Below are 20,603 nucleotides of genomic sequence, written 5' to 3' on the forward strand. Positions count from 1 at the left end.
GACAAATTATTGTCTAGCCTAACGTTTTTTAATCCGCTAATGGTTGGCTAACAGCCAGGTCCATATGATGTTGTAAATTTGCTAATAGTTGATGAATAAATGATAAGGATTCTTTTTGTCCGCCCAGTAACCAATCACGCCAAATTTGGTAGACACCAACCGCCATGAATTGCACGTAATATTTTTGCCGAATCGCATCCAGTGACCGCCAGGGGTCAATTGTTTGATAAAATTGCTGAATATTGTCCGTGAAGACGTCGCGGACGATCGGTTCGAAACCGCGTTTGGCCGCCAGTTTCAGAGTCGCTTCTAATTCGATAAAAAATGTCGAGAGGGCCGCTAACTTAAGTTCCGCGGATTGTTGCTGTAAGACGGCCTTGAAGTGTGTTTCGATAATGGGTGTAAAATAATCGATTAAGACCTGTTCGAGTGAATCAAAGTTGCGGTAAAAAGCCATTCGACTGACACCGGCACGTTTCACGACTTGGGTGACCGTAATATCTTCAAATTGATGGGCCTCTAGGAGTTGTAATAATGCGGTAGTGAGGTATTCTTGGGAATCTTGTTTGATTGCTTGGGCATGGTTAGTTGCTGCCATAACAATTCCGCCTTTCTGTCACAGATGCTGATGAATCGCTTGTTTGTGAACGTCTTTTATTTTAATATAAAGCCATAGATGTTACAAGTGTAACGAAAGCGAGGAATTGAAGATGAAAGAATTAGTATTAGTAACTGGTGGTAGTGGTTTTATTGCATCACATATTATTTTACAATTATTAGAACAGGGCTACGCCGTTCGGACAACGGTGCGTTCAATGGCTAAGAGTCAACGGATTGTCACTAGCATGCAAGCAAACGGGATTACCAATATTGAAGATTTATCGTTCGTGGAAGCCGACTTGCAACATCCAGAGCAATGGCCGGCTGCGATGGTTGGGGTCAGTTACGTCATGCATGTGGCCTCACCAACGCCTAAATTAAATTTCAAGGATGAATCTGAAATGATTAATCCGGCAGTGAATGGTGTCTTAATGGTTTTAAAAGCCGCTCGCGATGCGAATGTTAAGCGCGTCGTGTTAACCTCTGCTTACGGGGCAATCTGTGCGGGGCATCCTAATCAACAAACGCCTTACACTGAAGCCGACTGGTCAGATTTAAGTGCTAAAAATATTCATCCTTATCAAAAATCGAAAACGTTAGCTGAACAGGCGGCCTGGAACTTCATTAAAACTGAAGGGCAAGGCTTATCACTAGCAGCTGTCAACCCAGTTGGTGTGATGGGCCCTGTTTTATCATCCGTTTATTCGCATTCAAACGTGCAAGTTGAACAACTGTTAAATGGCCAAGTTAAGGCTGTGCCACAAGTAAAATCAGGGTACGTCGATGTCCGTGATGTTGCGAGTTTACACCTATTAGCGATGACTGCGCCACAAGCAGATGGCGAACGCTTCTTAGCAACCACTGGTGAAACATTATCTATGTTAGAAGTGGCCGATGTCTTACGCGGTGCTTTCCCACAATATGCAAGTCGATTACCGCAAAAGACAATTCCCAATAGTGTTATTAAGCTAGCAGCGACTTTCAAACCGGATTTACGAATGTTAGCGACTTTAGTGGGTAAATACGCCGATACAAGTAATGAAAAAGCTAAAAAGCTTTTAGGTTGGCAACCAAGATCGGCAGCAGATTCGATTATTGCAACCGGTCAATCGATGATCGATTTAGGTATTATTAAATAAAGATTGGTGAACGTCACTGGGCAATCCCTGTGGCGTTTTTTGGCGGTTTCAAGTTAATCTAAAATGCCCCTTTTATCCAGCCCCCGATGTATGATACGCTTATGTTAATTTGGAACGGGAAGTGACACAAATGCAGAAAAAAACAATTTTAAAAAACGGACTGGGCATTATCATTGGGGCCTTTATTTATGCCATCGCCATTAACGATTTCTTGATTCCCCATCAAATCGGTGAGGGCGGCGTGACCGGACTCACCGCGATTGGGTATTATGCACTTGCGATTCCGCCGGCCTTTACGAATCTAATCTTAAACGGCATATTAGTGGTGATTGGCTTTAGATACCTTGAGCGTCAAACGATTTGGTATTCTGTTTGGGCGGTAATCTGGATTTCGCTCTTTTTAAAGCTACCGCATTTTATCGGCTATCATACAACGCAAACCTTAATTCCAACGGTGATTGGTGGCGTCTTGATGGGGATTGCAATGGCAATTATTATTCATTGCCAAGGGACAATTGCCGGTAGCACGATTCTGGCGAAGATCGTTAACCGCTATTTAGGAATCCCGAATGGCTCTGCGATGCTCTTTTTCGATTTAATTGTCGCCATTCCGTCGGGCTTGATTATCGGTTTTCAAAATATGCTCTTAACGATTATTGAACTCTATTTATCAGCAGTGGTTTTGAATAAACTATTGGCTAAATTTGGGGCTAAACGTGCGGTAACAATTATTTCAGATCAATACGAAACGATTGCTGAAACGTTGTCGACGCAGTTTCAACAAGGCATTACAATTATCAAGGCTCAAGGTTATTACAGCCAAAATGAGCGGCCGATGTTATATGCCATTTGTACGGCGAAACAACTCGCCACTTTGGTACCGGTTGTCTCACAAATCGATGTCAAAGCGTTGGTGGTTGTAGAAGAAGTCCGTAGTGTGCAAGCGGAACAATTAAAACAGTTACTATAGAAGCATCGTGGGTACCCATGATGTTTTTTAGTCGCTAAAATTAGTTTTATATAGTAATATATAAATAATGTTGATATCAAAACAAATAAGGGGTTATTAGGATGAAAACTAAAAGAGGCGGTTATTTAACCTTGAAGATTCGGTTGTTGAATACGCGGCTATTTAATCGCTATCTATTGGCGGATCAGCGGGCGCGCTATAATGCGGAACAAGGTAAAATATTGTCGGCGTTGTGGGACCGCCATCCGCAAACGGCGACGGAATTGGCACAAGTTACTGGTTTGGCTAATAGTAGTTTGTCGCTAATGCTTCATCGGCTTGAAAAACAGCAATTATTGATTAGCGAACAATCGCCAGTTGACAAGCGTAAGCGTGTTTTTGATTTAACACCGCTTGGTGCGGCGCAACAAAGTGTCGGGGATGATGTTAGTCAACGATTGAGTGCCGTTTTTTATAAAGGCTTTTCCGATGCGGAAGTAACAGCCGTTGATGGTTATTTGGAACGGATTTTAGCAAATTTAGAAGCAGAAGCGGCGACTTTTAACCGTCAATCTAAAAAAGAAGAAGGTTAATCATGGCAGTTAAACAACCAACGCAGATTGAAGTGCGGGGCGGTAACGTCAATAACTTAAAAAATATTAATGTCGATATTCCTTTGAACCAATTTGTCGCGATTTCGGGGCCCTCAGGATCGGGTAAAAGTTCATTGGCGATGGGCATTTTATACGCGGAAGGCTCACGGCGTTACTTAGAAGCGCTCTCGACTTACACACGGCGGCGTATCACGCAGAATAAACGCTCGCAAGTGCAAGAAGTCCGGCATATTCCATCGGCAATTGCATTACGACAACGCCCCAGTGTCCCATCAGAACGGTCGACAGTGGGGTCGATGAGTGAAATTTTTAATGGTGTGCGGTTAATTTTTTCACGCTTAGGCACGACGCGTTGTCCAAACGGGCATGAGATTCAACCTAGTTTAAAGATTGCGCAAGCGATGGATTTAGCTGGCGATAAAATGGGCGTTATTACCTGTCCAACATGCCAGGTGCAATTTATGGCTAAATCGGCTGAGGATTTCGCTTTTAATTCAGCAGGTGCCTGTCCAGAATGTCATGGGACTGGACAAGTTCAAACGCTAGATGATCGCAAAATCATTGCGGATGAAAATCTTAGTATTGAAGACGGAGCAATCGCTTCTTGGCGTTTACCAGGTCGGAACTTTATGCCAACGGTCGCGGCACATATCGGGGTTCGAATTGATGTCCCTTATAAAGATTTGACGGCCAAGGAAAAAGAAATCGTCTTGCATGGTAAGCGGAATAAATACGCGGTCGATTTTCACACATCAACCGGTCGCGTCTTTAGTACGGAAAATACACTCTATGAAAATGCCTACGACGCCGTTTATGAATCTTTGAAATCGGTCAAAAGTGATCGTGCGATGGCCAAGGTCAATTCTTTTTTTCATTTTTCAACTTGTCCAACATGTCACGGGACACGGCTCAATCCCGAACTACTAACGCAAACCGTTGGCGGGCAAAATATTGCGGCAGTTTCTGATATGACGCTAGGGGCATTAGACACTTGGGTAACGGCTACTAAAGCCGATTTACCAGACGAGATGCAACAAATGGCAACCATTTTGTTTAAGAACTTATTAGAAACGTTGCAGCCATTATTGTCATTAGGACTCGACTATTTAACGTTGTCGCGGAATGGCAATACATTATCGACTGGCGAACTCCAACGAATACAATTAGCGCGGACCTTAAGAACGGCAACAACCGGTGTTTTGTATGTCTTGGATGAACCATCAATTGGGTTGCATCCGGATAATGTTGAAGGTTTAATTCATATTTTCAGACAGTTAGTGGCGCAAGGCAATTCATTAGTGGTCGTTGATCATGAAGTCAACATCATTAGCCAAGCCGACTGGGTGATTGAAATTGGCCCGGCAGCGGGTCGCAATGGCGGTCAGGTGATTGCACAAGGCAAGCCGGCCGATTTAGTGCAAGACCCACAATCATTAATTGGACCATACATCGCCGGTCGGGCCAATATTTTGTATCCCAAAGTAGCAACGCAAGCTTCAGGTGTTCGAACGACAATGGCGGTTGGCCAGTATTTTAATCTGCGTGATGTGACGATTGAAATACCAGATAATCAAATTACGGCAGTTTCTGGCTTCTCGGGGGCTGGTAAGACAAGTTTAATCTTGGATAGTTTGGTACCGGCGATTGAAGCCCACCATAAGCGTGAGCAACTTCCCAAACAGGTGACACAGTTAACGACGGATTTAACAGCGGTAGTTAGCATTGATGCCAAACCAGTTGGTAAAAACACGCGTTCGACTTTAGCCACTTATACTAACATCATGACGAATCTTCGGAAATTATTTGCTGGGCTACCGGAATCACAAGCCCACAATTATGGGATTGCCCATTTTTCGTATAACAATAAAGAAGGCGCCTGCCCCAATTGTGGCGGTCTGGGCAGTATTATTTTGGATATTCAATACTTACCAGATATGGAAGAAGTTTGTCCGGAATGTCAGGGCAAACGATATAAGCCGGCAATTGAGGTAATTAAGTGGCATAGTTACAGTATCGTGGATTTATTGGCCTTATCAGTAGAAGAAGCAATACCCGTTTTTGCGGATGTGCCCAATATCTTGAAAGAACTTAAGATTCTCAAAGAGATCGGCTTAGGGTATTTGCACCTTGGTGAAAGTACACCGAGTCTTTCAGGTGGCGAAGCGCAACGGCTAAAGCTAGTGACGCATTTGAATAAAAAACGAGCCGGGACGTTATTCGTCTTCGATGAACCATCTGTTGGCTTGCATCCACGGGATGTGGAAACCTTGATGGGCGTTATTAATCAATTAAAAGCCAAAGGCGCAACGGTGATTATGATTACCCACGACCTTGATTTGATGACGAATGCTGATTATTTAATTGATTTAGGCCCAAAAGGCGGTAGCCAAGGTGGTCAAGTGATGGCTAGTGGGACGCCATCTGAATTGGTCGCTTCACAGACTGAAAGCTTAACGTTAAGTTATCTTCGGGCGCATTTTAAAAAGTTTCAACTAAATAGCCATTAAAAGCGCTAGTTTTAATGGCAAATAAAAAGTCGCAGTCATTTGACTGCGACTTTTTTAAATTAAGCTTCTTTAGCAACTGGACGCCAGAGGCCTAAGATTAAGGCACTGACGAATGTCCCGATTAATACAGCAAGGACAAAGAGTAAACCGTGGTTAGCAAGTGGGGCTACGAAAATCCCACCATGTGGTGCCGGAACAGTGATTTGCCATAATTGGGTTAAACCACCACCGATTGCTGAGCCGATGACACTTGAAACGATAACGTGCAATGGATCTGTTGCAGCAAATGGAATAGCACCTTCAGTAATGAATGAAATCCCTAAGACGTAGTTAGCAAAGGCTTGTTTCCGTTCACTACCTGTAAATTTATTTTTGAAGATTGTTGCAGCAACGGCGATTGCCAATGGTGGTACCATCCCACCAGCCATAACAGCGGCCATTAATGAGCCATCTTTAGTGGTTGTGAAAACACCGATTGCGAAGGTATAAGCAGCCTTATTGAAAGGACCACCCATATCAACGGACATCATACCGCCTAAAATCGCACCAAGCAATAAGGCATTGCCAGCCCCTAAGTGCGTTAAGAATGTGCTTAACCAGAGATTAATTTGAGCGAAGACTGGGTTGACCATAAAGAACATGATAAAGCCAACAATCAATAGACCAAGAACAGGGAAAATCAGGATTGGTTTTAAACCATCTAATGTTTGTGGTAAGTTCTTGAAGGCTTTCTTCAAACCAACGATGACCCAACCAGCGATGAACCCAGCAGCTAAACCACCAAGGAAACCGGCAGGACTATCAGAAGAAATCACACTAGCTGTTGCTTGACTGGCCATATACCCGCCGACAAACCCAGGCATTAAAGCGGGGCGGTCACCGATTGAAATCGCGATGTAAGCAGCAAGAACTGGAATTAAGAAGTTAAAAGCATTATTACCTAATGAGTTTAAGAAAATAAAGGTTGTTGAATGAGCGCCAACTGTTTGTTCCAATAGGAATGAGATGGCCATTAAAATCCCACCACCGACAACGAATGGTAACATATTTGAAACACCATTCATTAAATCTTGGTAGATACGGCTCCAAAGTGTTTTCTTATCAGCTGAAGCTTCTTCGCTTGCTTGTGATTCTGTTGCATGGAAGATTGAACCTTCTTCATCCAATGTTTTTTGGATCAATTCGGCAGGTTTTTTGATACCGTCGATAACAGGGCGGTTCAAGAGATGTTTGCCGTTGAAACGAGGCATATCGACTTTCTTATCAGCAGCGATGATGACACCTGTTGCACGGCTGATATCATCGGCTGTTAATTGGTGTTTAACCCCTTCAGAACCATTTGTTTCAACTTTGATATCGATGCCCATTTTAGCAGCTGTTTCTTTCAAAGCAGCTTCGGCCATGTAAGTGTGAGCAATCCCAGTTGGGCAAGCTGTAACAGCAACGATAAATGGTTTTTGTTCATCAGCAGGTGTTGCAGCAGCGGCTTGTGCTTTAGCAGCTTCTTCTGCTTCTTCCTTAGCGTCTTCAGCATCTTTGGCTGCTTGGGCCTTAGCAAAGAGTTCTTGAACATCTTCAGGTGTTTGGGCTAGTTTCAAATCAGCCACTAATTGTGGGTTGATTAAAAGTGATGAAAGACCAGCTAGGGCTTGTAAATGCGTATCGTTAGCGCCTTCTGGAGCAGCAATCATGAAGAACAAGTAAACGGGTTGGCCGTCTAATGCGTCATATTCAACACCATTTTGACTCTTAGCGAATAAAACAGTTGCGCGTTGAACAGCACTATCTTTGGCATGGGGCATCGCAATGCCTTCGCCAATCCCAGTTGATGATTGGGCTTCACGAGCCAAAATATCTTTACGATAGAGGGCATCATCTGTGATAACACCGATATCTTTGTAGCGGGCAACCATTTCATCAACAGCGGCTTCTTTAGTCGTTGCTTGTAAATCCATGATCATCGCATCTTTTAAGAGTAAATCTTGGATGTTCATAATAAATCTCCTTTGTGTTTAAAATTAATCAACTTGTGTGATTTCAATTTGTGGTAAGAGTTCGTTAATCTTAGCGCTAGTCGCTAAATCTTCTGAAAAGGCTGTGGCACTGCCACAAGCAAGACTTGTTTTGAAAGCAGCTAGTGCATCGTGATGTTGCGCGAATGTCCCGACAAAGCCGGCAATCATTGAATCACCAGCACCAACGGAATTAATCACAGTCCCTTTAGGGGTGCCACCGAGATAAGCGTGGTCTGGTGTAATTAAGAGGGCGCCATCACCGGCCATTGAGACCAATACGTGTTGTGCACCTTTGTCTAATAATTTGCGTCCGGCAGCGATGATTTCACCTTGGTTAGCAAATTGCGTGTCGAATAATTCGGCTAGTTCATGGTGGTTGGGTTTAATCACCAATGGCTTTTCAGCTAAAGTATCTAATAAGGCTTGACCAGTTGTATCAATTACGAATTCAGCATTGTGCGCTTGAATCATTGGAATCAAGTCTTTATAGAAGCTAGCAGGTAAGTTAGGTGGCAAACTGCCTGACATAAAGACGATATCGCCTGCTTCTAATTTAGCCAATTGTTGCTTCAAGTTATCAACAGCACCAGCTGAAACGTGAGGGCCTTGGCCGTTGATTTCAGTTTCTTCAACGCTATCTTTTAACTTGACGTTAATCCGTGTATCTTCTTCAACTTCTGTGAAGCGACAGTCAATAGACGCATTATTGAGTTTGTTTTGGATGAATTGACCGGTGAAGCCGCCGACAAAACCTAGCGCAACACTAGGGAGTGCTAATTCGGCAAGGATTCTTGAAACATTAATCCCTTTACCACCGGGTAGCTTCACGTCAGATTGAACGCGGTTGACGTTACCTGTATTTAGTTTTTCAAGTTGAATGACGTAATCGATTGATGGATTCGCCGTAATCGTATAAATCACTATAAAACCTCCTGTAAATCTGTATGTGTTTGATAAGTTTGACGTAGTGCAGGGGAGAGTTGATCGGTAATCAGTTGAACTTGCGCAAGTTCGGCAAATTTACTAAATGAAACGGCATCAAATTTTGTATGATCAGCTAGGACCATCGTTTGGTTAGCCTGTTGAATCGCAAATCGCTTGAGCGTTGCTTCTTCAGGATCGGGCGTTGTTAAACCTGAATATTGGTCAACACCGTTAGTTCCTAAAATCGCTTGGTTAAATTGAAATTGGAGCAGTGTTTCTAAGGCGCCCGCACCGACCATCGCTTTGGTCTTATTTTTAACCCGGCCACCTAATAGGTAGGTTTGAATATGATGATCAGCTAAAAGTGAAGCTGTATCAACACCGTTAGTGACAACGGTTAAATTCATTTCAGGTGTTAAATAAGGGATGATTGCTTGAGTCGTTGTGCCGGCATCCAGATAGATGACGCACCCTAATTGGATCTTAGAAGCTGCAAACTTAGCAATTTCATTTTTTTCGTGAACGTTTTTGCTCGTTTTTTCGATTTGTCCTAATTCAACCTGTAATTTATTGAGGCGTTTAGCACCGCCGTGAATTCGAGTGACCAATCCTTGTTCTTCCAAAAGTTGAAGGTCACGACGAATAGTGGACTCTGATGCGTCTAATAAGCGGCATAACGCTTTCATTTTGACGACATCTTGTTGTTGTAATAAATCCAGGATGGCTTGGTGCCGTTCTTCTGTTAACATATCAAAAACCTCCGTGCATTCATTATGTCATCGTTTACAATAAAAAGCAACCAAAATATTTCAAAAACGTTCAAAAACAATCAAATGAATTTAAAGAGAACTGAATTTATAATTGTGTAAAGGTTTTCATTGATGGGTCATCTATGATAAACTAAAAGATGTTAGGGCGGTATAGCCCAATTTTTAGGAGGTAATAGACATGGGAAAATTAGGCGTTTCAATTTATCCAGAACGATCAACTTTTGAAAAGGATGCGGCTTATCTAGACCTTGCACATCAATACGGCTTTAAACGGGTCTTCACATCATTATTAGAAGTCAGTGGTGATCAAGATGCGGTGCTTACTAATTTCAAGCGCGTGGTTGATTATGCAAATCAATTAGGGATGCAAGTGATGATTGACATTAATCCTGGTTTGTTTGAACAACTTGGTATTTCCTATGATGATTTAAGTTTCTTCCATGAATTAGGTGCTTGGGGAATTCGGTTAGATAACGGGTTTACAGGCCAAGAAGAAGCGAAGATGACCCGTAATCCATACGATCTTAAAATCGAAATTAATATGAGTCAAGGGACAAGCTATGTTGACAATATTATGAGTTTTTCACCTAAACGGGCTAACTTATTGGGGTGTCATAACTTCTATCCACATCGTTATTCCGGTTTAGGGGAAGACTTCTTTAATCAATGTACAGCGCAATTTGCACAGTATAATTTAAATACGGCTGCTTTCGTTAATTCACATGAAGCGACTTTCGGACCTTGGCCAACACAAGACGGCCTACCAACGATGGAAGTTGATCGGGACTTAGCGATGGCGACCCAAATGAAACATTACATGTTAATGGATAATATCGATGACATCATTGTTGGCAATGCTTATGCTTCCGAAGCAGAACTAAAAACAATGCAAACGGTCTTTAATGCAGAATTCCCAGCGATTATGATTGATGTGGCTGACGATATTACAGCTGATGAACGCAAAGTGTTATTTGAAAGCTTACACAGTTATCGCGGTGACCGTTCTGAATACATTCTGCGTTCAACAATGACGCGAGTTATTTATAAAGACTTACCATTTGCAGCCCACAATACAGTTGATATAAAACGGGGCGATATCTTGATTGACAATGTTGGCTACGGCCAATACAAAGGCGAAACCCAAATTGCGCTTCAATCAATGCCAAATGATGGTCGGGTAAACGTTGTGGGCCATATTGCACCAGATGAATTATTCTTATTAAAATATTTAAAACCTTGGAGTTCATTTAAATTAATCCCGAATGCACAATAAGCGTTATACTGAAGACGATGATTAATGCGTCTTCTTTTTTTACTTAAAAATCATTAAATTAGAAGACTTTATGATTGATTATGACGTTGTCTGTTTACTTTTAGCCTAAATTTAGGTAGTATATAAGGTACTGTTTAGAAACGAGAAGGAGTCAAAATAATGTTTGTAGATCAAGTCAAAATTGATGTGAAAGCTGGTAAAGGCGGCGATGGTGCTGTTGCATTTCGTCGTGAAAAGTTTGTGCCACTTGGCGGACCAGCCGGTGGCGATGGTGGTCGTGGTGGTAGTGTCATTCTAGTCGTAGATGAAGGTCTACGGACATTAATGGACTTCCGCTACCGTCATCACTTTAAAGCCAATAGTGGTGGTAACGGTCAGAATAAACAAATGTATGGCCGCGGTGCCGAAGATACATTTGTCCAAGTGCCACCTGGTACAACTGTCCGTGATGCCGACACAAATGAATTGCTAGGCGATTTAACGGAAGATGGTCAAGAATTAGTGATTGCAAAGGGCGGTCGTGGTGGCCGTGGCAACATGCATTTCGCAACCGCTAAGAATAGTGCCCCTGAAATTGCTGAAAACGGCGAACCAGGCCAAGAACGCAGTATTCAACTCGAATTGAAAGTTTTAGCCGATGTTGGGTTAGTTGGCTTCCCATCTGTTGGGAAATCAACATTACTTTCGGTTGTCACAAGTGCTAAACCTAAGATTGCGAGCTACCAATTTACAACATTGGTGCCTAACTTAGGGATGGTTCAACTGGATGATGGCCGTGATTTCGTATTAGCCGATTTACCAGGGTTAATCGAAGGTGCCTCAGATGGTGTTGGTTTAGGGATTCAATTCTTACGCCACGTTGAACGGACACGAGTTGTTTTACATTTAATCGAAATGGACGATCAAACTGGTCGTGATCCATATGAAGATTACCAACAAATTAATCATGAATTAGAATCATATGATCCAAAAATCTTGGAACGTCCACAAGTGATTGTGGCAACTAAGATGGATCTACCAGGCTCAGCCGAATTATTAGCTGAATTCAAACAAAAATTAGCAGCGGCTGGTGATACACATGAGATTTTCGAAATTTCAAGTATTACGCATCAAGGTGTTCAACCATTGATGAACAAGACAGCCGATTTATTAGCTGAAACAGCAGAATTCCCAATGGGTGATGTTGAAGAAGCACAAACACAAAAACTTTATCAATATCAACCAGAAGGACCAGCCTTTAACGTCGAACAAGATGAAGACGGTACGTTCTACATCACAGGTGAAAAAGTTGAACGTCTCTTCAAGATGAGTAACTTAGATCATCAAGATGGTGTGATGCGTTTTGCCCGTCAATTGCGTTCTATGGGACTTGACGAAGCATTACGTGAAAAAGGCGCTCATGATGGCGATTTAGTGGCAATTGATAACTTTACGTTTGAATTTGTCGAATAATAGGGTTCAAAAAGGAAGAAATTCGACTCTGGATTCTTCCTTTTTCTATAGCATCAATATAAAAAAGAGCTTCAAGTAGGCAGTGGTGGGAAACATTGCTATAATGTTTTATATTAGAATATAGAGTAGGTTGAGAAAATGGCAGGGAAAAAGCGCTTAAATAACAGTCGTTATATTACTGGGTTTGACGGATTACGGGCTATTGGGGTTATCGGAGTTATTTTGTATCATTTGATGCCGTACACTTTTACAGGTGGTTATCTAGGCGTTCCGATTTTCATGGTGGTTTCGGGCTATTTGATTACGGATTTACTGGTCCAAGAATGGGAACAAAATCATTGGATTAATTTGAAGAGTTTTTATTTACGACGTGTTAAGCGGCTCTATCCGGGTTTATTGACGATGTTGTTTGCGACAGGTGCGTATATTACTTTATTTGAACGGCAGATGTTGCATAACTTAAATCAAATTATTATCACTAATATTTTGTACGTTTATAATTGGTGGCAAATTGGCCACGGTCAATCTTATTTTGATCGGTTTGCTAATAATGAATCACCCTTTACACATTTATGGACGCTTTCGATTGAGGGGCAATTTTATCTGTTATGGCCGTTTGTCGTTGTTGCATTAATTATTGGCTTTAAGAATAAAGGCCGGATTGCCCGTGTTTTATTAGGTGCTGGTTTAGTTTCGGCAATCTGGATGGCCATTTTATATCATCCAAATGCGGATCCAAGTCGGCTTTACTATGGGACAGATACTCGGATGTTCTCAATCTTGGTGGGGGCTGCTTTAGCTTTTGTCTGGCCATCGACAGCTTTGAAACAAAAGATTATTCCGCGCCAACGATGGACGTTAGATGGTATTGGTCTTTTGAGCACCATTACAATGTTGATCTTAATGGTCAAAATGAATGCAGAAAGTGCCTTTGTTTATCGGGGTGGCTTATTCATCTTTAGTTTACTAATCTGTGTCTTGGTAGCAGTTGTTGCACATCCAGGTTCAGATTGGAATCGCCTGTTAACCAATCCGGTCTTTAACTGGTTAGAAAAACGCAGTTATGGGATTTATTTGTATCAATTTCCAGTGATGATTTTCTTTGAGGGCGTCTTTAAAAATGTTGCTGCACATCCGGTTTTATACCCAGTGATCGAAGTCGCGATTATTTTCGGACTAACTGAATTGTCATATCGCTTTATTGAACAACCATTGGCCCATTATCCATATCAAGAATTAGGGCAGAGAATGCGTCAATTTGTTAAACATCCAACGTTAAATCGGCAATCCGGTTTAGTTTTTGGGATGGCAATTGTCTTTTTAGTGGGCCTTGTAGGTGCGATTCAAGCACCGGGGCAACCAGCGCCGGATGCTCATAAATCGGCACTTGCGGTTAATATTCAAAAGAACAAAAAAGAAAATGATGCTCGTAATAAAGCCTTAGTTGAAAAGGCTAAGGCTCAAAATAAGCAACAGAAAAAGGCTAAATCAAAAGCGCAAGCTGATAAAGAGGCCGAAGCAGCGGCGCAAAAACACCCAGTTAACCAAGAATATGAGAAGTACGGGTTAACGCAGGTTGAATTGCAAAAAGCCCAATCGATGCCAATTACAGCAATTGGGGATTCTGTATTACTTGATGCTGGTAAAACGTTGCAAACACTGTTCCCTAATATGTTGGTGGATGCCTCTGTTGGTCGCCAATTGAACAAGAGTACGCCAGTTGTTGATAGCTACGCCCAAAAAGGCGCGCTTAGCGATACGGTTCTAATTAGTTTGGGAACCAACGGCTCATTTACCCAAGCGCAGTTAGATGAATTTATGGCTGCCATTGGTAGTCAACGCAAAGTGTTCTGGCTAAATGCATACGTGCCAACGCGGCCTTGGCAAAATGATGTTAATCAAATGCTTAAAGGAGCCGCTAAGAAGTATCCAAATCTAACGATTATTAATTGGTACGATCAAGCAAGAAAACACGGTGACTGGTTCTATGATGACCAAGTGCATCCTAATCCGGTTGGTGTGAAAGAATATGCGGCGATCGTTACAAAAGCGTTAGTTAAGCAGTAATTGATTTAAATTTAATATAGAATGGAAGAGTTAGATGGAATTAGAATTTCTTGGTACTGGTGCGGGTGTTCCTGCCCGTCAACGTAACGTCACGAGTATTGCATTAAAATTATTGGATGAACGGAATGAAGTGTGGTTATTCGACGTTGGTGAAGCAACGCAACACCAAATTCTTAAAACAACGTTAAAACCACGGAAAGTTAAGAAAATCTTTTTAACGCATTTACATGGTGATCATTTATTCGGGTTACCGGGCTTCTTATCAAGCCGTTCATTTCAAGGTGGCGACGAACCGTTGACGATTTATGGCCCCAAAGGAACAGAAGAATACGTTCGGACGAGTTTAAAACTTTCCGAAAGTCACTTAACGTATGCCTTGAAGTTCGTTGTATTACCAGAAAATGGTGTCATTATTGATGACAAAACATTCCGGGTCGAATGTGCAAAATTGGATCACCGGATTGCAAGTTACGGTTTTAGAATTGTTGAAAAAGATCATCCTGGTGAATTACAGGTTGAAAAACTACAAGCTGACGGTGTCCCTTCAGGTCCCGTTTATGCCCGGATTAAAAATGGTGAAACAGTCACATTGAGTGATGGCCGCGAAATTGACGGTCGTAACTACATCGGTAACGCACAAAAAGGACGGATTGTGACCATTATTGGCGATACCCGCAATTGTGAAGCGATTACGCGCCTAGCCGAAAACGCCGATGTTTTAGTCCATGAAAGTACCTTTGGCAAGCAAGAACAAAAAATTGCGCGTCAATACTATCATTCAACTAATATCAATGCAGCCAAGGTGGCCAAAACAGCACATGTCAAACGCCTATTACTCACGCATATTTCAGCCCGTTATTTAGGCCAAGCTGTGCGTGAATTACAAAATGATGCCCGCGATATTTTCAAAAATACGCGTGTCGTTAGCGATTTAGATTTGTATGATATTCCATTTCATGGTCGGAAGGAGTAATTAAAATGCAAAATTTAGCAGCATTACAAGACTTAAAACAAAAGATTGTGGTGGTTACAGGGGGTTCGTCAGGTTTAGGCCGGGCAATTGCCTATGAAGCAGCTAGCAAAGGTGCCATTGTCGTCGTTTTAGCACGGCGTCAAGCGGCTCTGGAAGAGGTTCGTGACGAATGTCAACGGCTCTCAGGCCAAGCAGCTTATGCTTATCAATTAGATGTCAGTGCCCCAGAAGCGATTGAAGCGGTTGTTGCGCGATTAACAACAGAAGTGGGGATACCGGATGTTTTAGTGAATGCTGCTGGGTTTGGTCATTTTGAAGAAGCGCTAGCAACACCGATGCCTTTGGTGGAACAGATGTTTAGAGTGAACGTTTTAGGCTTGATGTATTTGACGCGGGCCATTGGATCACAGATGATCGAAAAACAACGTGGGCACATCATTAACATTGCCTCAATGGCCGGTAAGATGGCGACACCTAAATCAGCAATCTATTCAGCGACTAAGTTTGCCGTTGTAGGCTACTCAAACGGATTGCGGCTTGAATTGAAACCATTTGGTGTTCAAGTGACAACTGTTAATCCAGGACCGATTGATACCGCCTTTTTTGATATTGCTGATCAAACTGGTAACTATCTTAAATCGATTAACTGGATCGTGCTTGATCCAGATCAACTCGCACACAAAATTGTGGGGGCTATTGGGCATCCTAAGCGCGAAATTAACGCACCGTGGTTGATGTCACTAGGTGCTCAATTTTATCAATTGGCACCCCATATTGGTGACTACGTCGCTGGTAATTTGTTTAACAAGAAATAGGAGGTTGTATGATGAAAAAGCAAGGTCGTTTAATTACAATTTTAATTCTCGCACTAATCGTGGTGGTTTTTGCCGTTTTGAATGTTGATCCAGTTGCCATTAATTTTGGCTTTACAACGGTTGATTGGCCCTTGATCATTGTGATCGTTGTGTCGCTTTTAATCGGTGCGATTATCACATTCTTAGCCGCAACTGGGAGTTCATTGAGCCAACGTAAGGCGCAAAAGCAATGGACTAAAGAAAAAGCAGATTTAGAACAAGGTCAAGAAGCAAAAATCAAAGCCGCAGTTGAAGCAGAACAGGTTAAGCAAAAAGCAACGTATGATAAATTATTGGCTGATAAAGAGGCTGAATTACACGAAATGAATGCCAAAATGAAGCAATTAATGCAATCAAAAGAAGTTTAATTAAAAAAAGAGGCACTAACCGAATTTATTTTGGTTAGTGCCTCTTTTTTTATTAGACTTAAGTCCTATTTTTGAGCATTAGTCTTGAATGTTTGACCTATTTTGACTATCATAGAATTAGTCAATCAGTATTGACGTTTAATTCAAAAAATAAACCTAAAAAGGAATGACGTTTATGAATCCAGAACAAATGACACAAGCTGTTCAAGATGCAATTGCAGAAGCACAAAATATTGCAAAAACGCGTCATCAAACAGAAATCGATGTCCCACATTTATTTAAATATTTAATTCAACCCCAACAACTGGGTCGGCAAATCTATCAGGAAGCGGGAATTGATTTAACCGCACTTGAAAGTGAAATTGATCGCGAGATTGATACGATTCCAACAGTTGAAGGTCAAACAAACTATGGTCAAAATATTTCACAAAATCTTTATCAAGTTTTGAACGCGGCTCAAACTTACATGCAAGAGTTTCAAGATGAATTTTTATCAACTGAAACGGTTATTTTAGGGTTGATGAAGTCTAAATACAATCCGTTAGTACAATTTTTACAAAAAAATAACGTCACGACTAAACAATTAAAAGATATTATTACCAAATTAAGAGGAGGCGAGCGTGTGACATCTAAAAACCAAGAAGATAACTACCAAGCGCTTGAAAAATATGGCACTGATTTAGTGAAAGCTGTTCGTGAAGGTAAGATGGATCCCGTCATTGGTCGGGACGAAGAAATTAGAAACGTCATCCGGATTCTTTCTAGAAAGACCAAGAATAACCCAGTTTTAATCGGCGAACCCGGTGTTGGTAAAACAGCGATTGTTGAAGGCTTAGCCCAACGAATCGTTAGAAAAGACGTTCCTGATAACTTAAAGGATAAAACCATCGTCTCACTTGATATGGGGAGCTTAATTGCGGGTGCCAAATATCGTGGTGAGTTTGAAGAACGACTAAAGGCGGTCTTAAAAGAAGTTAAGAAGAGTGAAGGTCGGATTTTAGTTTTCATCGACGAAATTCACACAATCGTTGGTGCTGGGAAGACTGAAGGCAGCATGGACGCCGGTAATCTTTTGAAACCGATGTTAGCGCGTGGCGAATTACACATGATTGGCGCGACAACGCTTGACGAATATCGTCAAAACATTGAAAAAGATAAAGCCCTCGAAAGACGATTCCAAAAAGTGTTAATTCAAGAACCAACCGTTGAAGATACGATTAGTATTTTGCGGGGTTTAAAGGAACGTTTTGAAATTTTCCACGGTGTTCGTATCCATGATAATGCCCTAGTGGCGGCTGCAACGTTATCTAACCGCTACATCACAGATCGCTTCTTACCTGATAAGGCAATCGATTTAGTCGATGAAGCGAGTGCTAATATCAACGTTGAAATGAATTCGCAACCTACTGAGCTTGATCAAGCAACGCGGCAATTAATGCAATTGGAAATTGAAGAAGCGGCATTGAAGAATGAAACGGATGCGGCTTCACAAAAACGGTTAGCCGAAACGCAAAAACAATTAGCAGATTTACGGGAAACGACGAATAGCTTGAAGATGCGTTGGGAAACCGAAAAGGCTGATTTGAACAAGATTAACGACAAAAAGGAAGAATTAGACCAAGCAAAACGGCAATTAGAAGATGCCCAAAGTAACTACGATTTGGAAACAGCTGCTAAATTGCAACACGCCACCATTCCGCAATTGGAACAAGATCTTGCTGACCTTGAAAAGGCTGAAAAACCAGAGGATTGGATGGTTCAAGAATCAGTTACCGAAAACGAAATTGCAACAGTTGTTAGTTCGCAAACTGGGATTCCAGTCGCTAAATTAGTAGCAGGTGATCGGCAAAAACTATTACAATTAGCTGATCATTTACACGAACGGGTAATTGGTCAAGACCAAGCTGTTGATGCGGTCACAGATGCCGTTTTAAGAGCGCGTGCTGGCTTGCAAGACCCTAATAGACCTTTAGGCTCATTCTTGTTCTTAGGCCCTACTGGGGTTGGTAAAACGGAATTAGCTAAAGCTTTAGCTGAAGACCTCTTCGATTCTGAGCGACACATGGTCCGAATCGATATGAGTGAATACATGGAGAAATACTCAGTATCACGACTTGTTGGTGCGGCACCTGGTTATGTCGGTTATGAAGAAGGCGGTCAATTAACGGAAGCTGTTCGTCGTAATCCATATACAATTGTCTTGTTAGATGAAATTGAAAAGGCCCATCCAGATGTCTTCAATATCCTTTTACAAGTCTTAGATGATGGTCGTTTAACCGACTCACAAGGGCGTACAATCGACTTTAAGAACACAATTATCATCATGACCTCTAACCTGGGTTCTGAAATCCTCTTGGATGGTGTTGATGATCAAGGTCAAATTTCAAAAGAAGCAGCTAATAGTGTTCAAGCCTTGATTCAAACGAAATTCAAACCGGAATTCTTGAACCGAATTGATGATACGATTATGTTTACGCCATTGAGCTTGCAAGATGTCGAACAAATTGTAGTTAAAATGTTGGCTGATTTATCACATCGTTTAGCAGATCAAGAAATCACATTGACGATTTCTGAAGACGCTAAGTTATGGGTCGCTAAAGAAGGTTATGATCCAGCGTTCGGGGCACGACCATTACGGCGTTATATTACAAATCGGATTGAAACACCGTTGGCCAAAGAAATTATTGCCGGAAACGTTTTACCTAACACAACAGTTGAAATTGGTCTAAAAGATAATCAATTAGTATTTGAAAACAAAGCAACTGACTAATTTTTGCAAGAAGCTTTTTCAAAATAGTCGGATTATGATTGATTTATCAAGATTTGTATTATACAATTACGTGTAATCAGTGATTGACTTTGTGTTTATTAAAAATAAGATTAAACATGAATTCGAGGTTGAAATGATGAGTTTCAATCTCGAATTTTGTTTTGATTGAATGCCTTGAGTAGATTGTTTTTTATGAAATAACTTGCTCTTGTTACGTAAACATAGTATTATAGAAGTCGCGGACAAAAGTAGTGGGACGTCTAATTGATTTTAAATCAATTTAGCAAAGATTGATTTAATCCTTGCTAAGTTCCCTGAGTTCGGTATATCATTAATGAATCTAAGATATAAAGGAGTCTGAAAATAATGGCAGTTCCAGCAAGAAGAACATCAAAGACGAAGAAACGTATGCGTCGTGGACATATCAAATTGAACACACCAAACGTACAATTCGATGCAACTAATGGCGAATACCGTGTAAGTCACCGTGTTTCACCAAAAGGTTTCTACAAAGGCGAACAAGTTGTTACACCAAAAGCTAACGACTAGTCTTAGTTAAGAGGTTCCTTCGGGAAGCTCTTTTTTTATGCGCTATTCTGGTTTTTAAAACTAGATGATGCTATAATTGCAATTAAATATAAGGAGGCTGATTATTATGAATAATGAGCTATTAAAACGAGACTTAAATCAATTACAACTATTACAATTACCTCGCTGGACGGATTTGCCAGGATTGAATTTATACATGGACCAAGTCGTCAGTTATATCAATCAGTATTTAGAAGTGTTGGATTTAGATGAAATCACAGCTGCGATGATCAACAATTACGTGAAGAAGGGCTTGGTGGTTGCGCCGGACAAGAAGCGCTATGCTAAACAACAAATCTCACAAGTCTTGATTATTGCGTTATTAAAGACTAATTTTTCAATTGAAGAAATTGGTCGCTTACTGTCAGTAGAAACAGCGACTGATCGTAACGAAAAGCAACTCTATGATTATTTTATTTTGACGTTCTTAGATGCGATTCATCAATTGGACGAAGAATACAGTCCATTTGAACAAGGGACCAAACCTGCTAACGGCTTAGTGACTGAAACCCAAAAAACATTATTGAAGTTAGCTTGTCAGAGTGTGGTTTATAAGATTGCGATTCGGATTACCGTTAAAAAGGATCAAACGAAAACGTTAAAATCGGCTGATAAAAAATAAGTAATTGAAAAGATTATTAATTTTTGATTAAAAAACAAAATAATTAGATTAGAAAACGAAATAGAGCGTTTACCTAAACCAGTTTGCACCGTAAAATGAAGATGACTAGTTAGTTTGT

The 20,603-nt window shown here is 41.3% G+C and carries 17 protein-coding genes; 13 read left to right on the top strand and 4 right to left on the bottom strand.

Annotated features, from left to right (window positions below):
* Window positions 1-28 precede the first annotated feature (28 nt).
* Window positions 29-598 (bottom strand): TetR/AcrR family transcriptional regulator, encoded by a 570-nt coding sequence (locus tag LEUCM_RS06910; RefSeq protein WP_025015738.1) that lies wholly within the window; start codon window positions 596-598, stop codon window positions 29-31.
* 112 nt (window positions 599-710) lie between these two features.
* Between LEUCM_RS06910 and LEUCM_RS06915 the strand changes: the two genes are divergently transcribed.
* The 4 genes from LEUCM_RS06915 to LEUCM_RS06930 all read left to right on the top strand — a co-directional run bounded on the left by LEUCM_RS06915 (window position 711) and on the right by LEUCM_RS06930 (window position 5,809).
* Complete coding sequence (locus LEUCM_RS06915) at window positions 711-1,739, top strand: SDR family oxidoreductase (RefSeq protein ID WP_035145850.1); 1,029 nt, start codon at window positions 711-713, stop codon at window positions 1,737-1,739.
* 130 nt (window positions 1,740-1,869) lie between these two features.
* Window positions 1,870-2,709, top strand: coding sequence for a YitT family protein (locus LEUCM_RS06920; protein WP_025015739.1), 840 nt, complete (start codon window positions 1,870-1,872; stop codon window positions 2,707-2,709).
* A gap of 101 nt (window positions 2,710-2,810) precedes the next feature.
* Window positions 2,811-3,281, top strand: coding sequence for a MarR family winged helix-turn-helix transcriptional regulator (locus tag LEUCM_RS06925; protein ID WP_025015740.1), 471 nt, complete (start codon window positions 2,811-2,813; stop codon window positions 3,279-3,281).
* A 2-nt stretch (window positions 3,282-3,283) separates the two neighbouring features.
* Entirely contained in the window at window positions 3,284-5,809 is a 2,526-nt protein-coding gene (locus tag LEUCM_RS06930) for an AAA family ATPase (protein WP_056936417.1), read from the top strand.
* Window positions 5,810-5,868: 59 nt separating this feature from the next.
* On the opposite strand, the gene LEUCM_RS06935 is transcribed toward LEUCM_RS06930, so the two are convergent.
* From LEUCM_RS06935 to LEUCM_RS06945, 3 genes are read right to left on the bottom strand one after another with little or no spacing between them, the layout of a single operon-like run.
* Window positions 5,869-7,803 carry a PTS fructose transporter subunit IIABC gene (locus tag LEUCM_RS06935; RefSeq protein WP_025015742.1) on the bottom strand — a complete coding sequence of 645 codons (1,935 nt, stop codon included), beginning with the start codon at window positions 7,801-7,803 and terminating at the stop codon, window positions 5,869-5,871.
* 24 nt (window positions 7,804-7,827) lie between these two features.
* Complete coding sequence (gene pfkB / locus LEUCM_RS06940) at window positions 7,828-8,745, bottom strand: 1-phosphofructokinase (protein ID WP_025015743.1); 918 nt, start codon at window positions 8,743-8,745, stop codon at window positions 7,828-7,830.
* Window positions 8,745-9,497 (bottom strand): DeoR/GlpR family DNA-binding transcription regulator, encoded by a 753-nt coding sequence (locus tag LEUCM_RS06945; RefSeq protein WP_025015744.1) that lies wholly within the window; start codon window positions 9,495-9,497, stop codon window positions 8,745-8,747. The genes pfkB and LEUCM_RS06945 overlap by 1 nt, the downstream gene beginning before the upstream one ends.
* 199 nt (window positions 9,498-9,696) lie before the next feature.
* Here LEUCM_RS06945 and LEUCM_RS06950 point away from each other — a divergent pair, with 199 nt between their 5' ends.
* From LEUCM_RS06950 to LEUCM_RS06990, 9 genes are all read left to right on the top strand, one after another.
* Window positions 9,697-10,791 carry a DUF871 domain-containing protein gene (locus tag LEUCM_RS06950; protein WP_025015745.1) on the top strand — a complete coding sequence of 365 codons (1,095 nt, stop codon included), beginning with the start codon at window positions 9,697-9,699 and terminating at the stop codon, window positions 10,789-10,791.
* 159 nt (window positions 10,792-10,950) lie between these two features.
* On the top strand, window positions 10,951-12,243 hold the full coding sequence (gene obgE / locus LEUCM_RS06955) for a GTPase ObgE (RefSeq protein WP_011374746.1): 1,293 nt from the start codon (window positions 10,951-10,953) through the stop codon (window positions 12,241-12,243).
* A 138-nt stretch (window positions 12,244-12,381) separates the two neighbouring features.
* Window positions 12,382-14,310: an acyltransferase family protein gene (locus tag LEUCM_RS06960; protein ID WP_025015746.1), complete on the top strand. Its 1,929-nt coding sequence runs from the start codon at window positions 12,382-12,384 to the stop codon at window positions 14,308-14,310.
* A 34-nt stretch (window positions 14,311-14,344) separates the two neighbouring features.
* A complete protein-coding gene (gene rnz, locus LEUCM_RS06965) occupies window positions 14,345-15,283 on the top strand; it encodes a ribonuclease Z (RefSeq protein WP_011374744.1) in 939 nt (312 codons plus the stop codon).
* 5 nt (window positions 15,284-15,288) lie between these two features.
* Window positions 15,289-16,098 (top strand): SDR family NAD(P)-dependent oxidoreductase, encoded by an 810-nt coding sequence (locus LEUCM_RS06970; RefSeq protein WP_035145845.1) that lies wholly within the window; start codon window positions 15,289-15,291, stop codon window positions 16,096-16,098.
* Between the two features lie 8 nt (window positions 16,099-16,106).
* Window positions 16,107-16,505, top strand: a complete 399-nt coding sequence (locus tag LEUCM_RS06975; RefSeq protein WP_051524255.1) for a LapA family protein — start codon at window positions 16,107-16,109, stop codon at window positions 16,503-16,505.
* A 175-nt stretch (window positions 16,506-16,680) separates the two neighbouring features.
* Window positions 16,681-19,275, top strand: coding sequence for an ATP-dependent chaperone ClpB (clpB, locus tag LEUCM_RS06980; protein WP_025015748.1), 2,595 nt, complete (start codon window positions 16,681-16,683; stop codon window positions 19,273-19,275).
* 366 nt (window positions 19,276-19,641) lie between these two features.
* Window positions 19,642-19,824, top strand: a complete 183-nt coding sequence (rpmF, locus tag LEUCM_RS06985) for a 50S ribosomal protein L32 (RefSeq protein ID WP_004270395.1) — start codon at window positions 19,642-19,644, stop codon at window positions 19,822-19,824.
* Window positions 19,825-19,930: 106 nt separating this feature from the next.
* Window positions 19,931-20,485, top strand: a complete 555-nt coding sequence (locus LEUCM_RS06990; RefSeq protein ID WP_035145844.1) for a DUF1836 domain-containing protein — start codon at window positions 19,931-19,933, stop codon at window positions 20,483-20,485.
* Window positions 20,486-20,603: the final 118 nt, after the last annotated feature.

Source organism: Latilactobacillus sakei subsp. sakei DSM 20017 = JCM 1157 (genome assembly GCF_002370355.1).
Taxonomy (GTDB): domain Bacteria; phylum Bacillota; class Bacilli; order Lactobacillales; family Lactobacillaceae; genus Latilactobacillus; species Latilactobacillus sakei.